Origin of the sequence: Bradyrhizobium sp. Bra78, assembly GCF_024519855.1 — a bacterium.
GTDB classification, from domain to species: Bacteria; Pseudomonadota; Alphaproteobacteria; order Rhizobiales; family Xanthobacteraceae; genus Bradyrhizobium; species Bradyrhizobium japonicum_G.
On sequence record NZ_JALJRE010000003.1, the window covers coordinates 233,950 to 251,391 of the forward strand.

Below are 17,442 nucleotides of genomic sequence, written 5' to 3' on the forward strand. Positions count from 1 at the left end.
AGCCTCTCTTTATTGTACGAACAATAAGATGCGACGTGGAGGGTCGCATGGTGCGTTGCCGCCAATGCCGGCTGCGATTGTCGCGAGCAGTGGCCGCGCACCTTCGTGGCGCATCACACCAGGCTGGACTTGCCGCGGCTGAGCACCCGGCCCGCCCCTTTGTCGCCCACGATCTTGCCCTGCTCGTACACGACGCGCCCGCGCGCGATCGTGGTGACGGGCCAGCCGGTGACGTCAAACCCTTCCCAGGGCGTATAGTCCGCGCCGTGATGCAGGTCGACCTGCCGGATCGGCCTGGTCAGCCTGGGATCCCACAGCACGATATCCGCATCGAAGCCGACGCCGATCGAGCCCTTGCGCGGATAAAGGCCGTAGATGCGCGCATGGTTGGTCGCGGTCAGCTCGACGAATTTCTGCAAGCTGATCCGTCCCTTCGAGACGCCTTCCGAGAACAGGATCGGCAGCCGCGTCTCGACACCGGGAATGCCGTTCGGCACCCAGCGAAACGAGGTGCGGGAATTCGGCGTCAGCTTGCCCTTGGGATCGTCGTAGCGGAACGGGCAATGGTCGGACGAAAAGGTCTGGAAAACGCCTGATGTGATGCCTTCCCAGATCGCCTGCTGGCTCTCGGCATCGCGCGGCGGCGGCGAGCAGACATACTTCGCGCCCGTGATGTCCATGTTCAGGCCCTTCATGTCGTCGGCCGTGAGCGTGATGTATTGCGGGCAGGTCTCCGCATGGACCGGCAATCCGCGCTGCTGGGCCCAGCGCACCTGCTCCATGGCCTCTCGCCCGGAGACGTGCACGATCATGATGGGGACGCCGATCACCTCGGCATGGCTGATGGCCCGATGCGTCGCCTCGCGCTCGACGGCCTGGGGGCGCGAGGTGCCGTGATAATAGGGCGCGATATGGCCTTCGCGTTCGAGCTTGGCGGTGAGGAAACGGATGGCGTCATAGCCCTCGCAATGGACCATGACCAGCGCCTCCTCGCGGCGCGCGACGTCGAACACCTCCAGCAACTGCTTGTCGCTGAGCACGAGGTCGTCATAGGTCATGAAAACCTTGAACGAGGTGTAGCCGTCCTTGACGAGAGCCGGCAGCTCCTGCCCGAGCACGACCGCGGTCGGATCGGAGATGATGAGGTGGAACGCGGTGTCGATATAGCACTCGCTCTCGGCAAGCTTGCGGTAGTTCTCGACGCAGGTCCGCAGCGAGGTGCCCTTCTCCTGGAGCGCGAAGGGCAGCACCATTGTGTTGCCGCCGGCTGCCGCCGCGCGCGTCGCCGAGGCAAAATCGTCGGCCATCACCACGTCGGGGCCTGAGGCTTGCGAGATGTGGACGTGGCTGTCGATCCCGCCCGGCAGCGCCAGCAGGCCCGTCGCGTCGATCTCGCGCGCCGCGCCCTCGATGCTGTCGGCGATGGCAACGATCTGGCCGTCGCGGATGCCGATATCGGCGCGAAACTCGTCGCTGGCCGTTACGATGGTGCCGCCGCGAATGGCGAGATCGAGCTGCGTCACTTGACCTTGAAGCACGTGCGTCTCCGTCATTTGATGATCGGCATTGTCTGGAATATCCGTCCCCACGGCGCAAGGGCCGCGATGTCGCCACCGGCGAGGCCGAGGCTTCGCCACAGCGTGACTGCAACGGAGTCGAGCACAACGATATTCAGCTCCTGCTCGAGCGAGGCCGCAAGCGCTGCGCCGTCCAGATTGGTGCAGAGGATGACGACGGCGTCGGCACCCTCCGCCGCCACCGCACGGATCATGTCCGCGATCGTCGCGGGCGCGACCTCGCCGAACGAGAAATTGTCGCGCAGGCCGAGGTGTCGCTCGACGTGTGGCGCGATACCCTCCCGTGCCCAGACGTCGGCGATGCGCCGCTGCACGTCATCCGTATAGGGCGAGACGAGCGCGACGCGTTCGGCTCGAACCGCGCGGGCGGCGTCGATGCAGGCGAGCGTCGAGGTTGTCGCCGGCACGCCGGTGCGCGCCGTGATCGCCTCGCAAAGGCTCCTGTCGCGGCCGATGCCGAGCCAGCTTGCCGACGTACCGTTCCAGGCGATGGCGTCGACCCTGGCATCGGCGAGAAGGTCAGCGGCGGGCAGCATCACCGATGCATCGAACTGACTCAGCGCTGCCGCGTCGAGCGCGATCTCGGTGACGCGGAAACGGGAGAAATGTGCGGTAACGCCGTCGACGCCGTGAAGCATGGCGCTGGTGACCGGCTCCAGCACCGAATTGGAAGACGGCGTGATCATGCCGAGACGCTTGCGCAGGACTGACATCGATCACGGACGCTCCATTGCGGGGCGCGATTGCCCCCTCGAAAGATCATCCTTGCCGGCATCGCGCTACGCAAGCCGCAATCTGCATGCTGCATACAATTTGTTCGATATGCATTTGTTTTGAGCCACATACGTCGCCAATTTGGGCATCGTATTTGGCTGGGAGTGGATAGGATCATGCGCAGGCAGGAAGTCCGGCGTGCAGCAGAAATCCGAACCAAACCCGGGACGAAAGTCGCCCAAACTCAAGCGGATGGGCTTGCACGAGCGTGCCGCCACGCGGATGCGGACGATGATCATTCGCGGCGAGTTGCCGCCGGGATCGCAGACCCAGGAGACCAAGCTGTCGAAGTCGCTCGGCGTGTCGCGCACCCCCTTGCGCGAAGCGATAAAGGTGCTCGCCGCCGAAGGATTGATCGAGCTCCGTCCCAACCGCAGCCCGCGCATCGCCGATATCGCGGTCGGCGGGATCTCGGAATTGTTCGAGGCGCTGGCCGGCATCGAGCGACTTGCCGCAGAGCTCGCCGCGGAGCGCGCCACCGAGCGCGATCTTGCCCGCTTGCGCACGCTTCAGACCCGGATGGAGGGTCATCACCGTAACGGCAAGCTCGACGACTACTTCGCCATCAATGGCGAGATCCACAACACCATCGTCCGTATGGCCCGCAACACGCCGCTACGCGAGGCGCATGAGACGCTGATCTCCCGCGCCGAGCGCGCGCGCTACCTCGCACTCGGTGCCGACCGCCGCTGGAGCAATTCCGTCGACGAGCACGCCGGTATTCTTGCCGCGCTCGAGGCGCGCGACGGCGAGGCGGCCGGCCGCCTGCTCGGCGCTCATGTCGCACGCACCGGCACGGCGCTGCTCGAAGTCCTCGCCAAATCCCAACCCAGGCGGACGGCGTCGCAATCATGAAGCTTCTGCTGCTCAACCCGAACACCAGCACCGAGGTCACCCGGCTGATGACGGGCGTCGGACAGCGCGCGGCGTCCCCCGGCACCGAGCTGATCCCCTGCACCGCGACGCGCGGTGTGCCCTATATCTCGACGCGCACCGAGGCCCAGATCGGCGGCGCGATCGCGCTGGAGATGCTGGCCGAGCAGCAGCGGAACGTCGACGCTGCGATTATCGCAGCCTTTGGCGACCCAGGCCTGTTCGCCGCACGCGAGACCTTCGACATTCCCGTGGTCGGCATGGCAGAAGCGGCGATGCTGACGGCGTGCATGGCCGGGCGCCGCTTTGCCATCGTCACTTTCGCACAGGCCCTTGGGCCCTGGTACGAGGAATGCGTCCGCGCCCACGGGCTGTGGGAGCGCTGCGCCGGTATCCGCATGCTCGATACGCCGTTCCAAGCGATCTCCGAGGTCGGCACCGAAAAGGAGGATGTGCTCGTCGAGCTCGCGCAACGTGCGATCGTCGAGGACGAGGCCGACGTTCTGATCTTCGCGGGCGCCCCGCTTTCGGGTCTCGCCGAGCGCGTCGCCCACCGGGTCCCCGTCCCTGTGGTTGATCAAGTGGCGGCCTCAGTGAAGCAGGCCGAGGCGCTGGTTGCGCTGCGCCTGCGCAAGGCCACCGCGGGGACGTTCCGAAGGCCTGCTGCCAAACCGACCATTGGCCTGGCCGAGGTGCTCGCCGCCCGGCTCGAGCATCGCGACAACCAGTGAGAAGGGTCTGACGATGCGAGCGGTAGGATCGGTTTTCAGTTGCACGGCTGGCGGCAGACCAGGGCACGAGACTTGCTTTCTCTCCGAGGAGAACGGGAGGCAACACCATGGCTGAAACGCAAGGCGGCCGTTCGCTCGTCGTCGACGCGGTGACCCACCGCTATCCGAGCGGCGCGCTTGCCGTCGAGAACATCAATCTCGACATCAAGGGCGGCGAGATCATTGCGCTACTCGGCCCCTCCGGCTGCGGCAAGACCACCCTGCTGCGGATCATCGCCGGCTTCATCGCGCAGAGCCAGGGGCGGATCATCATCGGCGACGACATCGTCGACGCACTGCCGCCGAACCGCCGCGCCGTCGGCATCGTGTTCCAGAACTACGCACTGTTTCCACATCTCTCGATCAGCGAGAACGTCGGCTACGGCCTCGCCGCCCGCGGTGTCGACAAGGCGACGCGCCAGCGCGAGGCCCAGCGCCTGCTTGAGCTGGTGCAATTGCCGACAATGTCGGAGCGGCTGCCGCGGCAGCTTTCCGGTGGCCAGCAGCAGCGTGTCGCACTCGCCCGCGCGCTCGCGATCAAGCCGTCGATCCTGCTGCTCGACGAGCCCTTTGCTGCGCTCGACAAGAACCTGCGGCTCGACATGCAGATCGAGGTCAAGCGGTTGCAGCGCGTCTCCGGGATCACGACGTTGATCGTGACGCACGACCAGGAAGAGGCGTTGTCGATGGCCGACCGCGTCGCCGTGCTCAGCCATGGCAAGCTCGAGCAGTTCGGGTCGCCATCGGACGTCTATGATCGTCCGCAGACGCTGTTTGTGAACACCTTTGTCGGCGCCAGCAACCGGATGCCCGGCGTTGTGGTATCGGCAGACCGAACCGCTGCAAAGGTGCGCCTCGACGCCGGCGCGGAGATCATCGCGCGGCCAGCGGGCGGCGCCCTGACCGAAGGCGGCCGCGTCACCGTCTGTATCCGGCCCGAGCATCTGCAATTCGTCGGCGACGAGACCGGCTTTGCCGGCGTGGTCGGCATGTCGCTGCCGCTAGGGGCCACCGTCGTCCACGAGGTCACCACCGCCGACGGCTCCGGCGTCAAAGTTTCCCAGGCGCGTATCGGCGAGACGCGCGCGCTGGAGAGCGGCGCCGCGGTGCGCCTCGCACCGCTCGCCCCGTCGCTCGCCAACGCCTTTCCTGCAACGCTTTAGATCCAGTCTTTGTCCAAAGGGAGTTCGAACATGATCATGAACCGCCGAAGCCTGATGACGACCGCACTCACCCTCGGCGCCATGAAGGCGTTTCCCGGGCTGAGCTACGCCCAGGCCCGCCCACTGGTGTTTGCAACCTTCACCGGAAGCTGGGAGGAAGCGCACAAGGCCGTGCTGGTGCCGGCGTTCCGCAAAGCCAGCGCCGACGCGGCGATCGTGCTCGATCCGATGCTGTCGGTCGACCAGATCGCGAAGGTCAATGCTGCCAAGGCCAATCCGCCGATCGACGTCATGCTGCACGATCCCGGTCCGGCGCTTGTCGCGATCGGCCAGGATCTGGTCGAGCCGTACCCGGTCGAGAAGAGCGCCTATTACAAGGACCTGATCGCCGAGGCGCAGGAGCCGATGGGCCCCGCCCCGTTCTTCCAGGTCGTCGGCCTCACCTACAATCCCGAAACGATCAAGACGCCGCCGACCTCCTGGGCCGATCTGTGGAAATCCGAGTTCAAGGGCCGCGTCGGCATCACCAATCTGAACTCGACGCTCGGCACCGGCTGGCTGGTCGAGATCGCCAAGATGCGCGGCGGCTCCGAGGCCAATGTCGATCCGGGCTTCAAGGCGCTGGAGGAGTTGAAGCCCAATCTCGCCGCCGTGGCCGCCAATCCCGGCGCGCTCGCGACCCTGTTCCAGCAGGGCCAGATCGACATCTCGCCCGGCAATTTCAACGCGATCCAGATCCTGAAAGCGCGCGGCGTGCCGGTCGAGTTCGTGGCGCCGAAGGAAGGTGCCATCGCCTTCAAGACCACGATCCACATCGTCAAGAACTCGCCCAACCGCGAACTCGCGTTCAAGCTGATCGAAGCGTCGCTGACGCCGGAGGTGCAGACCACGCTGATGAACCCGCCTTATCTGATCGTGCCGACCAACTCGAAGGTCAAGATGGGCGGCGAGATCGCGCGCGTGCTGGCCAAGGATACCGCCGAGCTGAAGCAGAAGTTCGTGTTCCAGGACTGGAAAAAGATCAACGAGCAGCGCTCGGCCTGGATCGAGCGTTTCAACCGCGAGATCAAGATCTAGCGCCATGGGCACAGCACCGGCATCACGGGACGTGACGTCCTACGGGATGGGATTGGCAGCGCCGCTGGCGCTGTTCTTCCTGGTCTTCTTCGTGGCGCCGCTGCTGCAGCTGCTCTGGCTCTCGCTGCACAACGACACGGCCGCGCTCCATTGGGGGTTCGGCCAGTACCTGCACTTCCTCACCGATCCCTTCAGTTTAGGGGTGCTCGGCTCGACGCTGCTGCTGGGGGCCGAGGTGACGGCCGTCTGCCTCGTGCTCGGCTTTCCCATCGCCTGGCTCTACCAGCGGGTCGGGCCGCGGCTGCAGACCATCATCATCCTGATCGTGCTGCTGCCGCTCCTGACCAGCGTCGTGGTGCGCACCTTCGCCTGGATCGTGATCCTGGGGCGCCAGGGCATCATCAATGCGACGCTGCAATCGCTCGGAATCACCGATACGCCGCTGAAACTGCTCTATACCCAGTTCGGCGTGGTGATCGCGCTGGCTCAGGTGCAGATGCCGCTGATGACGTTGCCCCTGATCACCGCGCTCGGCCGTATCGACTCCAATCTCGACGACGCCTCCTGCTCGCTCGGCGCCGGGAGCTGGCGGACCTTCTTCAGGGTCGTGCTGCCGCTGTCGCTGCCCGGCGTGATCGCCGGCTGCACGCTGACCTATGCCGCCGCGATCACCGCCTTCATCACCCAGTCGCTGATCGGCGGAGGGCAGATGCTGTTCATGCCGATGTATCTTTATCAGCAGGCGTCCACACTGCAGAACTGGCCGTTCGCGTCTGCGATCTCGATCATCTTCCTGCTCGCCGTGCTCGCGGTCGTCTCCGTCTTCACCACGCTCGGCCGCATGTCGCGCGGCTATGGAGGCGCGTGATGAGTGGGCGCAAGCGCACCCTGGAAGCGATCAGTTTCGAATTCGTCATGACCGTCATCGCGATCATCGCGTTGATCATCATCATTGCACCGTCGCTGGTGGTCCTGATCGTCTCCTTCACCAGTGGCTTCTCGCTGCGGTTCCCGCCGCCGGGTTATTCGTTGCGCTGGTACGCCGAGCTCTGGGATGCCTGGCAGCTCCACTTCGCGGCGAAGAACAGCCTGATCGTCGCGCTTTGGGCAACGGGCCTGTCCGTCGTGCTCGGCGTTGCGGCGGCACTTGCGATCTCGCGATCGCGGACGCTGTCGGCGCGGCTGCTCGATTCCCTCTTCATGTCGCCGCTGGTACTTCCGGCGCTGGCTTTCGGTCTCGCCGCGCTGATGTTGTTCTCGCTGGTCGGCCTGCCGGTGTCGCCGCTGACGCTGGTGATCGGCCACACCGTGGTCTGCGTCCCCTATGTCGTGCGCAACACCGTTGCGGCGCTGGCCCAGCTCGAACCGACCCTGCTCGAAAGCTCGGCGGTGCTGGGCGCGAGCCGGCTCTACACGTTCCGCCGCATCGTGCTGCCGCTGATCCGGCCCGGCATCATTGCCGGGGCCTTCATCGCCTTCATGTCGTCGTTCGACAACGTGCCGGTCTCGCTGTTCCTGCGCGATGCCGCAACCGACATGCTGCCGATCCGGATGTGGCAGGACCTCGAAGGCAAGCTCGACGTCACCATCGCAGCACTTTCGAGCGTGCTGATCATCGCGACGGTCGCGATGGTCGCGGTCATGGAGCGCGTCACGGGACTGTCGCGGCGGCTGACCAACTGATCAGGCGCCGCGGAACAGCGAATAGCCCCAGCGCGTGAATTTCAGCGGCAGATGAAAATGCCCGTCAACGTGCTTGATGCGGAAGCGGAACGGCGTCACCGTGAGAAAACCGTCGCCGTCGCCAAAGAACTCTCCGAGATGAAACAGGACCTCGTACTCGCCTGCCGTCACACCAGCGCCCTGGACAATGGGATGATCGAGTACACCATTTGCGCCGAGCCGCCCGTCGGCGACGCGCGAGGAGTCCGGATCGATCCGCCAGATCTCGACGCGCAGCCCCTGCGCGGGACGTCCGCTCGCCACATCGACCGCGTGAATGGAAATGCCGCCTGCCACAATGTTCCTCCCGTGAGCGCAGCGCCATGGTAGACGCAAACTTGGCCGCTCGGCCAGCTTCCGCTTTGCTGCCGGCGCTCGGAGCAATGACCTGGCTTCAGGCGCTGGTGGCGCTGGCCTTATTTGCGCCGGGCGTGGTGGCGCCGCGCGCCCATATCGAGGTCTGGCAGCTCTCGATGTTCTCATGCGCGGTGTTCGCCGTCGGCATCCCCGCCTCGTTCTGGGGCGGCGGCTTCATCGCGCGGCTCGGCTCGCTCCGGATCGCGAGCCTGTGCGCGGTGGCCATCGTCGCCAGCATGGCGCTGGCGTCGCTCGGATCGACCGCCGCGCTGCTTGCAGCAGGCCTCTGCCTCGGTCTTGCCATGGGGCCCGAGACGCCCGCGAGCGCGGCGTTGCTGGCGCGGCTCGTCACCGCGGAGCGGCGCGCCTTCGTGTTCTCGGTGCGCCAGACCGGCAACCAGATTGGCGCGGTCTTCGGCTCGCTCGCGCTGCCCGCACTCGCCATCTCGTTTGGCCCCGCCTGGTGCTATGCGGCCGTCGGTGCCTGCGCTCTTCTGGCGATCGCCCTGTTCGAATGGCTGCGGCCGGCCTACGCCGGCAAGATCGCGCCGCCGCCGAAGCTCGATCTGCGCGCCCGGCTGGCGCTGGTGACCGCGGACCGGCGGATCGCGATGCTGGCGCTGGCCTCGATGCCGTTCAGCGCGATGCAGGTGTCGCTCAACACCATCTTCGTCACGCTCGGCACCCGCGAGCTTGGCCTCAGCCACATCGAGGCCGGGATGGCGCTTGCCTGCGCGCAGGCCGGCGGCCTGGTCGGCCGGCTCGGTTGGGGCTATGTCGCGATGCGCCTCGACGCTTCGCGCATGGTGCTCATCGTCATTGGCCTCGGCATGGCCATCTGCGCCGCGCTGCTTGGCCTCGACGGCGCATCGCTCGGCCGCCCCGGTCAGTTTGCGTTCGCCGCATTGTTCGGCCTGACGGCCTCGGGGTGGAACGGTGTCTTCATCGCCGAGATCGCGCGCCTCGCGCCGCAGAACCGGATCGGCGAGACCACGGGCGCGGTGCTGACCGCCTCCTATTTGGGCCTGCTGGCCGCGCCGGCGCTGGTATCGATCCTCGATGGTGCAGCCAGCCTCGGCGCGGCCTTTGTCGCCTTGGCCTGTCTTGCGCTGTGCGGCACATTGGCGCTGATCTGGGGGGACCATGACAAAGCCGGCAGATAGCGCGCGGGAGATCGCAGCCGACGTTACGGCCGGGCGGACGAGCGCCGTCGAGACAGCCAGGGCCGCGCTCGCCCGGATCGAGGCCGGCAAGGCGTTGAACGCGGTCGTCACAACCGATCCCGCCCGCACACTCGCCGATGCCGCCGCGGTCGACGATCGCCTGCGCGCCGGCGGGATGATGCCTCTCGCCGGTGTCCCCGTCATCGTCAAGGACAACATCTGGGTCGGCGGCTGGCGTGTAACGCAAGGCTCGCGTCTGTTTGCCGATTTTGTCGCGCCACGCGATGCCATCGCGATCGAGCGGCTGCGTCGCGCCGGCGCGGTCGTTGTCGGCATAGGAGCGACATCCGAGTTCGCCAGCAAGGGCGTCACGACGTCGCCGCTGTTCGGGCCAACGCGGCATCCGCAAAATCCCGCGCTGACGCCGGGCGGCTCTTCGGGCGGACCCGCCGCAGCCGTCGCAGCCGGCCTTGTGCCACTCGCGATCGGCACCGATGCCGGCGGCTCCAGCCGCAGGCCCCCGGCCCATGTCGGCGTCGCCGGCTTCAAGCCGTCCTTCGGCGCGATCCCCTATGGGCCCGGTTTCGCCGAGCCATTCTTCGGCCTGTCCGTCATTGCGCCGATCGCCATTGATGTCGGCGATATCGCCCTGGCGTTCGAAACCTTGGCCGGCGACGATCCGCGCGATCCGGACTCGGCGAGCATCGCGCAAGATGCCAGGGACATCTCCAGCCTGCGCATCGCGTTCTCGCCGCGTCTCGGGCTCGACGTCGCAGTCGACGATGTCGTCGCAAATGGCCTCGCCTCCGCGAGTGCGCGTCTCGCCGCCGCAGGTTTACCTCTCGCACGACGCGATCCCGTCTGGCCGCCGGATGCGACGGAAGACGCAATCATGCCGCTTCAGCACGCGGGCCTTTCCGCTCTCTACGGCGATGCCTTTCGCAAGGATCCGGCCGCTTTCGATCCTGATATCGCCAAACAGGTCGAACGCGGTCTCGCCTGGTCAGGCAGCGATGTCGCCCGGGCGCTGGTCGCCAGCACGTCGATCGCCCATGCTTTTGCGACTTTCTTCACCGACACCGACCTGCTGCTGGCTCCGACGGTGCCCTGCGTCGCCTGGCCGTTCACCCAGCTCGGACCCGACATGATCGGCGGTCGCCCGGCGAGCCCCCGCGGGCACGCCGTATTCACGCCCTTCGTCAATCACGCCCGGCTGCCGGCGATCTCGATCCCCTGCGGGCGTGATAAGGCCGGACTTCCTTTCGGCCTCCAGATCATCGCCCGGCGCGGACAGGACCGCACATTGCTGTGCGCCGCACGACATATCGAGGCGCTGCTGCGGGTGTAATTCACGTCACGAAAGTCGCCCGCAAACGCCGCCAGCCGATCACGATGCCGGTGACGGAGAACACCAGGCCGAGTGCACAAAGCCCGACGATCAGGACGTCGCGCAGACGCGGATGCGTCATGAGGACAGGGAAATCGAGCGTGTGCAGCGCGCTGTAGAACCAGCGATAGGCCCGCCGGGAGGCGTCCAGCCGTTGCAACAGGCTGCCGTCGGCGCCGTCGATGTCGAACCAGAGATCACCGCAGCGGGAGCGGTAGACGGGCGCGCCGGGAACGATGGACTGGGCGGGGTAGTCGTCGTTATCAGCAAGGACGGAGGGTGCGCCGCAGCCGGCCGCAAGGCGCGCGGTCAGCCTCTGGACCTCGTGCACATCCAGAAATCCCGCAGGCCCCGCGCGGGGCGCCTCTTCCGCCTCGATCAATGTCTGACCATCAAGGTCGATCCGATCCCGCCGATAGACATTGCCGTTGAAGACGAACCATTCGATTTCGCGGGCCGACGGCGATAGCGGCTGCTGACCGAACGATGAGGCCGCCGTCCAGTCCGGCCGGGCATTCATCGCGCCGGCTTCGGCTGCGGTCAACTGCCCGCGCGAGAACAGCCTCCCGTGATCCATGGAGAGCCAACCGCTGAAGATCCAGGTCAGGACGAACGTCATTGCCGCAAGGCCCATGAGATGATGGAGCGCGTGCCAGCCACGATAAGGCGACGACACCTTGTACCTGCGCAATTTCACCCGCGCGATCCCGAGCACCGCGCCGAGCACCGCCGCACTCAAGGCCAGCAGCGACAAGTTCCAGACCACGCGATCCCACAGCGGCCAGTTGCTCCTCAAAGCCGTCGGATAGATCCAGTGCAGCACGCTGCCGACGAGATTCCAGCCTCGTTCCTTCCGCGTCGTATCCAGGACGATCTCGCCGGTCAGCGACGAGACATAGACCTCCGTTCCCGCGGCATCGCCCAGGGCAATGCGAAACAAGGGCCGATGGCGGTCAAAGCCGTTCGGCACGCTCCATTGGTCATAATCCGCGTGGGCGAGGATCATCGCCCGCGCGGCGTCGAGCCCGCGCCGGCGGGCGTGGTCTTGCGCGATGGCCAGCGCAATATCGGACGAGGCGACAGACGAGCCGGCTCCGTCGGAGGCGTGGACTGCGCCTGTGCGCGATGGTCCTGAGACGATATAGACCGGCCCGTCGCTGCGCTGGACCAGGCGAACGCGGCTGGCATCGGCAATTCCGGTCGCGGTCACGGCATCGGCGACCGAGATCCTCACCTGCGCGCGATCCAGCGGCACGAGTCCGGCAAAGCGTTCCGTTTCCGCCAGCGACGGAAACGGAACGAAGTGCATCACGATTCCGCTCGCGAACCACATCGCGAACAGGAGACAGAACGCGATCCCGAGCCAGCGATGCAGCAGGACGATCGCGCTCATCATGCGGTCAGCGCCTCACCATTTGAACGCGGCCGAGAGCTCGTAGGTGCGCGGCGCACCCAACAGGATCTGATCGGGATAAAACGGGTCGCCCCAGATCGCGTAGCGCTTGTCGGTGAAGTTGCGCACCCGGAAAGTCAGGCGAGCCTGGTCAACCGCATTGAAGATCGTCCTGGGGATATCGACGAAGGCGTAGACATCGCCGACGGTGTAGGCATTCATGGTCACGGTGTTGGCGTCGGTATTGTAGCGGTCGCCGACGTGGCGGCCGGTGATGCCGACCTCCACCGGCCAAGGCGTGAAGAACCGGTACGATGCGCCGGCATTGGCAACGATGCGCGGCACGTTCGGCGGCGTGTTGTCGGAGAACGTGCCACCGACGAAATTGTAGTCGGCGTAGCGGGCATCGACATAGGCGATATTACCCCAGAGCCGCAGCGGCTCGATCGGGCGCACCGAAGCGGCAAGTTCCATGCCCTTCGACTCCTGCCGCCCGGCGATGTTGAGCGCCATGCCGCCGGCGGCCGCGTAGACGTTCTTGCGCTGGATGTCGTAAGCGGAGAACGACCACTCCGCCCGGTTGTCCCAGAACAGATGCTTGACCCCGGTCTCATAGGTACGCGCAGTCGTCAGGTCGAGCGGCTGGGTGGGCCCAAGCAGGAAGATGTTGTTGGCGGAGATGTCGGCGCCGGTGGCGTACTGGCTGAAGAAGGTCAGGCCCGGAACGGCCTCCCAGGTGTAGCCGATACGGCCGGTGACCGGCGTCCAGGATTTCGAGAACGGAAAATTCGCGTTCTCCAGACCGTTGACGTCGGTCGAGTTGCGATCGAGCCCGATATGCTCCACACGGAGACCACCAACCAGCGCGAAGCTGCGCGTGAGCTTCAGCCGGTCCTCGAACGACAGCGCCTCGTTGTCGATACGCGCGGTCTGCTGCTTGGTCGTCAGCAGGCCGTAGAAGCCGCGGTTCGGATCAACGAGATCAACGGAATCGCCGGGAAAATTCGCGGCACCCGGCCTGACGAAGTCGAGGTAGCTCGACGACAGCGTCGTGACGAGACGATTGTCGAAGCCTGCGATGTTCGCATCCCAGGTCAGGTCGGTGATGTTGCCGACCAGACGCTGGCTGTGCGCCACATAGAAGCGGCTGCGATCAACCGTGTTCGTCGCGGTGTTGAACGCCTCGACCTCGTTGTTGAACCAGGAGCGCTCGGCGCCGTAGGCATAGGCCTGGCTCTTCAACGTCAGGTCGGGGGCAAGCTTCAACTCGAAGCCACCACGCAGCCAGACCTCCTGCGCCACGTTGCGATTATCGAGGACGTTGTAGTTGGTGTTGAAGGTGCGGTCGTCGATCGTGATCGACCCGAGATTCGACGGGTTGAAGCTCGAGACATAAGTGCCCGAGACGATGCCTGCCGTCGCGTGCGAGCCGCTGAAGGCCACCGGCACCAATGGCGCGCCCCAATAAGCCTTGGAGCGGTCTTCCCGGTACTCGATCGCGCCCCAGACCTTGAGGCTGTCGGAGATGCGGTAGTTGAGCTGACCGGAGACGTCGAGGGTCCTGGTGTTGGTATCGTCGGCAAAGCCGTTGAGCGAGGAGCGGCTGATGTCGAAGCGATAGTCCAGCCCCTGCACATTGGTGCTGCCGCCGGACCCGTAATGGGCGCGGAACGAGTTCAGCGAGTCCCAGGAGAAATCGGCTTCGCTGCGGATCGGCCCCGTGTGCGGCTGCTTGTTGACGAAGTTGATCGCGCCGCCAGCGGCGCCCTCGCCCGAGATCAGCGAGGCCGGGCCCTTGAGGATTTCCACAGCTTCGAGATTGGCGGTGTCCATGATCCGCGAGGTCATGTTCTGCGGGCCGATCTTGATGCCGTTGTAGAGCGTGTTGATCTGGCTGTTGGTGAAGCCGCGCATCGAGAAGGCCGAGGGTTCGGCCGGATTGTCGCCGGCGGTGACTCCGACGGCGCCTTGCGCCACGTCGGAGACGGTGCGGTAGCCCTGATCGCGCATGGTCTCGGCTGAGATCACCTCGACGGTGGCGGGGGTCTCCCGCACGGTCAGGCCGAGCCGCGAGGCGCTCTCCGCCACCGCGTTGCTGTTGAGCGGTGTCGGCGTTTGTTCCGGCGCTGCCGCACCCGGCACCGTGGGCTTTGGCTCTGCCGCTGTGCCAGCGGACCTGCGCGATGAGGCGCGGCGTGCGGTTTGCCCCTCGCGACCGGCTGGCCTCGCCTGCCTGCGGGATTGGGCCGGCGACACCTCAACCGGCGGCAGGGGTTCGCGGGCCTGCTGCGCGACGACAGCGGGCAGGTCGGCGGCTGCGAGCGATGTGAGAGCAGCGGAAGCGAGCAGGAAGCGGCGCGGTCGTACAATACGGATGGAAGACACGGCTTTGGACCTCGGTGTGACGTCAGTGGCACGTCACAGCGAACGAGGTCTCACCCTGGGCCTGTCAGCCTTCCGATGAAGCCGAATGTCTGTACTCCCCGACCGACATCTTCGCGTGTGACCACGGCTGACGGCAGGTCTCCTGGCTCGCGGGTCATTACCTTCCGTCGCCTTCCCGGGACCGAGATACCCAGTGGCTCGTGACGCAAGATTCGCCGCTTACAGTTGCGGGGGCAGCCACGGCATTGGGGACAAATTCCCCGCACCGCATTCCCTTTTCATCCCCTCTCGGGGAAACCGTCGCGAGCATCTAGGATTACGATCCAGACAGAGTCAATGTGCCAGTTGCGGCGTTATTGCCACAGCGACCAACTTCCTTGGAGATAAGCATGGAAGGCGAGACCTTCCTCTGGCTGATACGGCATGCGCGCGTCGACGGCATTCCCGGGACGATCCATGCCGCCGACGCGCCGGCCGATCTTGGCGATCGCGCACAGTTGGAGGCGCTGCGACAGAGACTGCCACGCGACGGCGCGGGCTATGCCAGCCCGGCGCGCCGCACGGTTGAGACGGCGCGCGCACTGGGACTCGAACCGGTGCAGATGGCCCAATTCGGTGAGCAGGACTTTGGCGACTGGACCGGCCGGCGGCACGACGATCTCGCAGCGGCCGGCGGCGAGACCTATGCGCGGTTCTGGAGCGATCCGGCTTGCGAACGGCCGCCCGGCGGCGAAAGCTTCGAGGATCAGGTCGCGCGTGTCCGGACGGGACTGTCGGGGATCGGAACCGGGGCCGCGACGCTTGTCGTGCATTCCGGCACGATCCGCGCGGCGCTGTGCGTCGCGCTGGATCTCGCGCCACAAGCGGCCCTGCGCTTCGTGATCGATCCGCTGTCGCTGACCCGGATCGACCGGCTCGCAACCGGCTGGCGCGTCGTGTCCGTCAATCAGCGAATGGTTTGAGCCGGATCAGGCTGGACGATCCGGCACATTGGCCTGCGCAAACGTCGCCATGTCGTTGTGGAGGGTGCAGGCCGACCGCACCAGCGGCAGCGCGATCGCGGCGCCCGATCCTTCGCCGAGCCTGAGATCGAGGCTGATCAGCGGCTGCACATTCAGCGCGCGCAGCACCAGCCGATGCCCCTGCTCCGCCGAGAGGTGGGAGGCGAGCTGGAACGGCTGGCACGACGGATTGAGCCGCGCCGCGACCAGCGCCGCCACCGACACGATGAAACCGTCGATCAGCACGGGAATGCGCGCTTGCGCGGCCGCGATGATCGCGCCTGCGATCGCTGCGATCTCGAGACCGCCGACGGCACACAGTATCTTTTCGGGCGATGCGCCCGCAACGCCATGGCGGGCTATCGCAGCGTCGATCACCCGCGCCTTGTGCGCCCGGCCGGCCGCATCGACGCCGGTGCCGCTGCCCGCGATCTCCTCGGCGCTCACGCCGAGCAGGCTGGCTGCAATCGCCGCGGACGTTGTGGTGTTGCCGATGCCCATCTCGCCGAAGATCAGAAGATCGGGCTGCCCGGACCGCGCGCGCATGACCGCTCGTCGGCCGGCTTCGAAAGCAAATGCCAGCTCTGCAGCTGCGAGCGCGGCCTCGACGCTGAAATCACGCGTGCCGCGACGCGGCTTGTCGGTCACGATGCCTGCCGTCTCCTCCTGCGCCAGCGTGCCGACGTCGACGACCTCCAGGCTGGAGCCAAGCTCACGCGCCAGCACCGAGATCGCGGCGCCGCCGGACGCAAAATTCGCCATCATCGCGATGGTCACTTCTTGCGGATAGGCCGACACGCCCTGCGCGACGATGCCGTGATCGCCGGCGAAGATGATGATCGGCACCCGCGCCGCGCGCGGCTGTTCGGTCGCCTGCAGGCCCGCAAGCTCGATCGCGAGTTGCTCGAGCCGGCCGAGCGCGCCGGTTGGTTTCGTGAGTTGCGCCTGCCGCGCGATCGCCGCCTCGCGGTGGACCGCCGAGATCTCGGGGCATTCCTGGGAGACCCATTCGGGGAGCATCGTGCCTCGCTTACGGCCTGCGCTTGAGGATGTAGCTGTCCATGATCCAGCCGTGACGCTCGCGCGCGTCCTGTCGCGCAGCGACGATGCGCGGGCCGATCTCTGCCAGAACGCCGGACATGATGATCTGGTCGGGCATGCCGAGATAGGCGCCCCAGTAGATATGAAGCTCGCCAGCATCGAGCGACTGGAACGCGGTGCCACCGTCAAGCATCACTACCACTGTATCGACGCCTTGCGGCCAGCCGCCTTCGCGCAAACGGCGTCCTGTCGTGACAAGGAACGGCTCACCGACGTCGTTGAGCGGCAGCGCATGCGCCGCGCACAGCGTCTGGATCGAGGTGATGCCGGGCACGACCTCGATCTCAGGCAATGGATTGAGCCGCCGCGCGATGCGTAGCGAGGAATCATAGAGCGAGGGATCGCCCCAGATCAGCAGTGCGACCTTGCCCTCGCCCTCGAGGCGATTTGCGATCGTCTGCGACCAGGTTGCGGCCACGGCATCGTGCCAATCGTCCACGCCCTTGCGGTAGTCCGCTTCGGCCGCATCGCGCACGGGAAGATCGAACTCGGCGATATCAGTCGTTTGGTTGGTAAGGACATCCGCGCAGATCGTGCGCCTGAGATCGGCGAGATCGGACTTGGCCGTCCCCTTGCGCGGAATCAGGATGAGATCGGCCGCGTTGATGGCGCGGATCGCGGCGCGCGTGAGTTGCTCGGGATCGCCGCAACCGATGCCTATCAGGGAGAGCGTGAGCATCTTGCCCGCGAAAGGCGGCC

16 protein-coding genes and 1 riboswitch are annotated in these 17,442 nt (G+C 66.1%); of the genes, 9 read left to right on the forward strand and 7 right to left on the reverse strand.

All coding sequences use genetic code 11. From position 1 onward, the window contains the following. Positions 1–113: 113 nt before the first annotated feature. Positions 114–1,523, reverse strand: a complete 1,410-nt coding sequence (hydA, locus tag OC450_RS08550; protein WP_262047826.1) for a dihydropyrimidinase — start codon at positions 1,521–1,523, stop codon at positions 114–116. Between the two features lie 26 nt (positions 1,524–1,549). Next, complete coding sequence (locus OC450_RS08555) at positions 1,550–2,290, reverse strand: aspartate/glutamate racemase family protein (protein ID WP_211383091.1); 741 nt, start codon at positions 2,288–2,290, stop codon at positions 1,550–1,552. A gap of 199 nt (positions 2,291–2,489) precedes the next feature. Between OC450_RS08555 and OC450_RS08560 the strand changes: the two genes are divergently transcribed. From OC450_RS08560 to OC450_RS08585, 6 genes are all read left to right on the forward strand, one after another. Further along, on the forward strand, positions 2,490–3,206 hold the full coding sequence (locus tag OC450_RS08560; protein ID WP_211383090.1) for a GntR family transcriptional regulator: 717 nt from the start codon (positions 2,490–2,492) through the stop codon (positions 3,204–3,206). Beyond that, positions 3,203–3,955 carry an aspartate/glutamate racemase family protein gene (locus OC450_RS08565; protein ID WP_211383089.1) on the forward strand — a complete coding sequence of 251 codons (753 nt, stop codon included), beginning with the start codon at positions 3,203–3,205 and terminating at the stop codon, positions 3,953–3,955. The genes OC450_RS08560 and OC450_RS08565 overlap by 4 nt, the downstream gene beginning before the upstream one ends. Positions 3,956–4,062: 107 nt before the next feature. Continuing rightward, positions 4,063–5,157, forward strand: a complete 1,095-nt coding sequence (locus OC450_RS08570; protein ID WP_211383088.1) for an ABC transporter ATP-binding protein — start codon at positions 4,063–4,065, stop codon at positions 5,155–5,157. 30 nt (positions 5,158–5,187) lie between these two features. Next, complete coding sequence (locus OC450_RS08575) at positions 5,188–6,234, forward strand: ABC transporter substrate-binding protein (protein WP_262047668.1); 1,047 nt, start codon at positions 5,188–5,190, stop codon at positions 6,232–6,234. Positions 6,235–6,238: 4 nt separating this feature from the next. Next, the gene (locus tag OC450_RS08580; RefSeq protein WP_262047669.1) at positions 6,239–7,102 is read left to right on the forward strand and encodes an ABC transporter permease; all 864 of its coding nucleotides are present in this window, start codon (positions 6,239–6,241) and stop codon (positions 7,100–7,102) included. Continuing rightward, on the forward strand, positions 7,102–7,917 hold the full coding sequence (locus tag OC450_RS08585; RefSeq protein ID WP_256806272.1) for an ABC transporter permease: 816 nt from the start codon (positions 7,102–7,104) through the stop codon (positions 7,915–7,917). Before OC450_RS08580 ends, OC450_RS08585 begins: the two co-directional genes overlap by 1 nt. On the opposite strand, the gene OC450_RS08590 is transcribed toward OC450_RS08585, so the two are convergent. Continuing rightward, positions 7,918–8,253 carry a hydroxyisourate hydrolase gene (locus OC450_RS08590; protein ID WP_262047670.1) on the reverse strand — a complete coding sequence of 112 codons (336 nt, stop codon included), beginning with the start codon at positions 8,251–8,253 and terminating at the stop codon, positions 7,918–7,920. It lies immediately after the preceding gene. 26 nt (positions 8,254–8,279) lie between these two features. On the opposite strand from OC450_RS08590, the gene OC450_RS08595 reads away from it, so the two are divergent. Both OC450_RS08595 and OC450_RS08600 read left to right on the forward strand, forming a co-directional pair. Continuing rightward, positions 8,280–9,476 (forward strand): MFS transporter, encoded by a 1,197-nt coding sequence (locus OC450_RS08595; protein WP_262047671.1) that lies wholly within the window; start codon positions 8,280–8,282, stop codon positions 9,474–9,476. After that, entirely contained in the window at positions 9,457–10,824 is a 1,368-nt protein-coding gene (locus tag OC450_RS08600; protein ID WP_262047672.1) for an amidase, read from the forward strand. Before OC450_RS08595 ends, OC450_RS08600 begins: the two co-directional genes overlap by 20 nt. A 1-nt stretch (position 10,825) precedes the next feature. Here OC450_RS08600 and OC450_RS08605 read toward each other — a convergent pair whose 3' ends face one another. Together OC450_RS08605 and OC450_RS08610 are read right to left on the reverse strand one after the other, a co-directional pair. Beyond that, positions 10,826–12,259: a PepSY domain-containing protein gene (locus tag OC450_RS08605; protein ID WP_262047673.1), complete on the reverse strand. Its 1,434-nt coding sequence runs from the start codon at positions 12,257–12,259 to the stop codon at positions 10,826–10,828. Positions 12,260–12,271: 12 nt separating this feature from the next. Further along, positions 12,272–14,641: a TonB-dependent receptor gene (locus tag OC450_RS08610; RefSeq protein ID WP_262047674.1), complete on the reverse strand. Its 2,370-nt coding sequence runs from the start codon at positions 14,639–14,641 to the stop codon at positions 12,272–12,274. Between the two features lie 114 nt (positions 14,642–14,755). Then, positions 14,756–14,958: riboswitch (cobalamin riboswitch) on the reverse strand. A 72-nt stretch (positions 14,959–15,030) separates the two neighbouring features. Here OC450_RS08610 and OC450_RS08615 point away from each other — a divergent pair. Then, positions 15,031–15,603, forward strand: coding sequence for a histidine phosphatase family protein (locus tag OC450_RS08615; protein ID WP_211383079.1), 573 nt, complete (start codon positions 15,031–15,033; stop codon positions 15,601–15,603). A gap of 6 nt (positions 15,604–15,609) precedes the next feature. On the opposite strand, the gene cobT is transcribed toward OC450_RS08615, so the two are convergent. Together cobT and cobF are read right to left on the reverse strand one after the other, a co-directional pair. Further along, positions 15,610–16,662: a nicotinate-nucleotide--dimethylbenzimidazole phosphoribosyltransferase gene (gene cobT, locus OC450_RS08620; RefSeq protein WP_211383078.1), complete on the reverse strand. Its 1,053-nt coding sequence runs from the start codon at positions 16,660–16,662 to the stop codon at positions 15,610–15,612. A gap of 10 nt (positions 16,663–16,672) precedes the next feature. After that, complete coding sequence (gene cobF / locus OC450_RS08625; RefSeq protein WP_211383077.1) at positions 16,673–17,422, reverse strand: precorrin-6A synthase (deacetylating); 750 nt, start codon at positions 17,420–17,422, stop codon at positions 16,673–16,675. Positions 17,423–17,442 lie beyond the last annotated feature (20 nt).

What these genes read in the sequence shown, in the direction of transcription:
- OC450_RS08570 (WP_211383088.1), top strand. Translation starts at nt 4,063, where the DNA reads ATGGCTGAAACGCAAGGCGGCCGTTCGCTCGTCGTCGACGCGGTGACC.
- OC450_RS08595 (WP_262047671.1), top strand. Translation starts at nt 8,280, where the DNA reads ATGGTAGACGCAAACTTGGCCGCTCGGCCAGCTTCCGCTTTGCTGCCG.
- OC450_RS08555 (WP_211383091.1), bottom strand. Translation starts at nt 2,290, where the DNA reads ATGTCAGTCCTGCGCAAGCGTCTCGGCATGATCACGCCGTCTTCCAAT.
- cobT (WP_211383078.1), bottom strand. Translation starts at nt 16,662, where the DNA reads ATGCTCCCCGAATGGGTCTCCCAGGAATGCCCCGAGATCTCGGCGGTC.
- OC450_RS08605 (WP_262047673.1), bottom strand. Translation starts at nt 12,259, where the DNA reads ATGATGAGCGCGATCGTCCTGCTGCATCGCTGGCTCGGGATCGCGTTC.
- OC450_RS08575 (WP_262047668.1), top strand. Translation starts at nt 5,188, where the DNA reads ATGATCATGAACCGCCGAAGCCTGATGACGACCGCACTCACCCTCGGC.
- OC450_RS08585 (WP_256806272.1), top strand. Translation starts at nt 7,102, where the DNA reads ATGAGTGGGCGCAAGCGCACCCTGGAAGCGATCAGTTTCGAATTCGTC.
- OC450_RS08615 (WP_211383079.1), top strand. Translation starts at nt 15,031, where the DNA reads ATGGAAGGCGAGACCTTCCTCTGGCTGATACGGCATGCGCGCGTCGAC.
- cobF (WP_211383077.1), bottom strand. Translation starts at nt 17,422, where the DNA reads ATGCTCACGCTCTCCCTGATAGGCATCGGTTGCGGCGATCCCGAGCAA.
- OC450_RS08600 (WP_262047672.1), top strand. Translation starts at nt 9,457, where the DNA reads ATGACAAAGCCGGCAGATAGCGCGCGGGAGATCGCAGCCGACGTTACG.
- OC450_RS08580 (WP_262047669.1), top strand. Translation starts at nt 6,239, where the DNA reads ATGGGCACAGCACCGGCATCACGGGACGTGACGTCCTACGGGATGGGA.
- OC450_RS08565 (WP_211383089.1), top strand. Translation starts at nt 3,203, where the DNA reads ATGAAGCTTCTGCTGCTCAACCCGAACACCAGCACCGAGGTCACCCGG.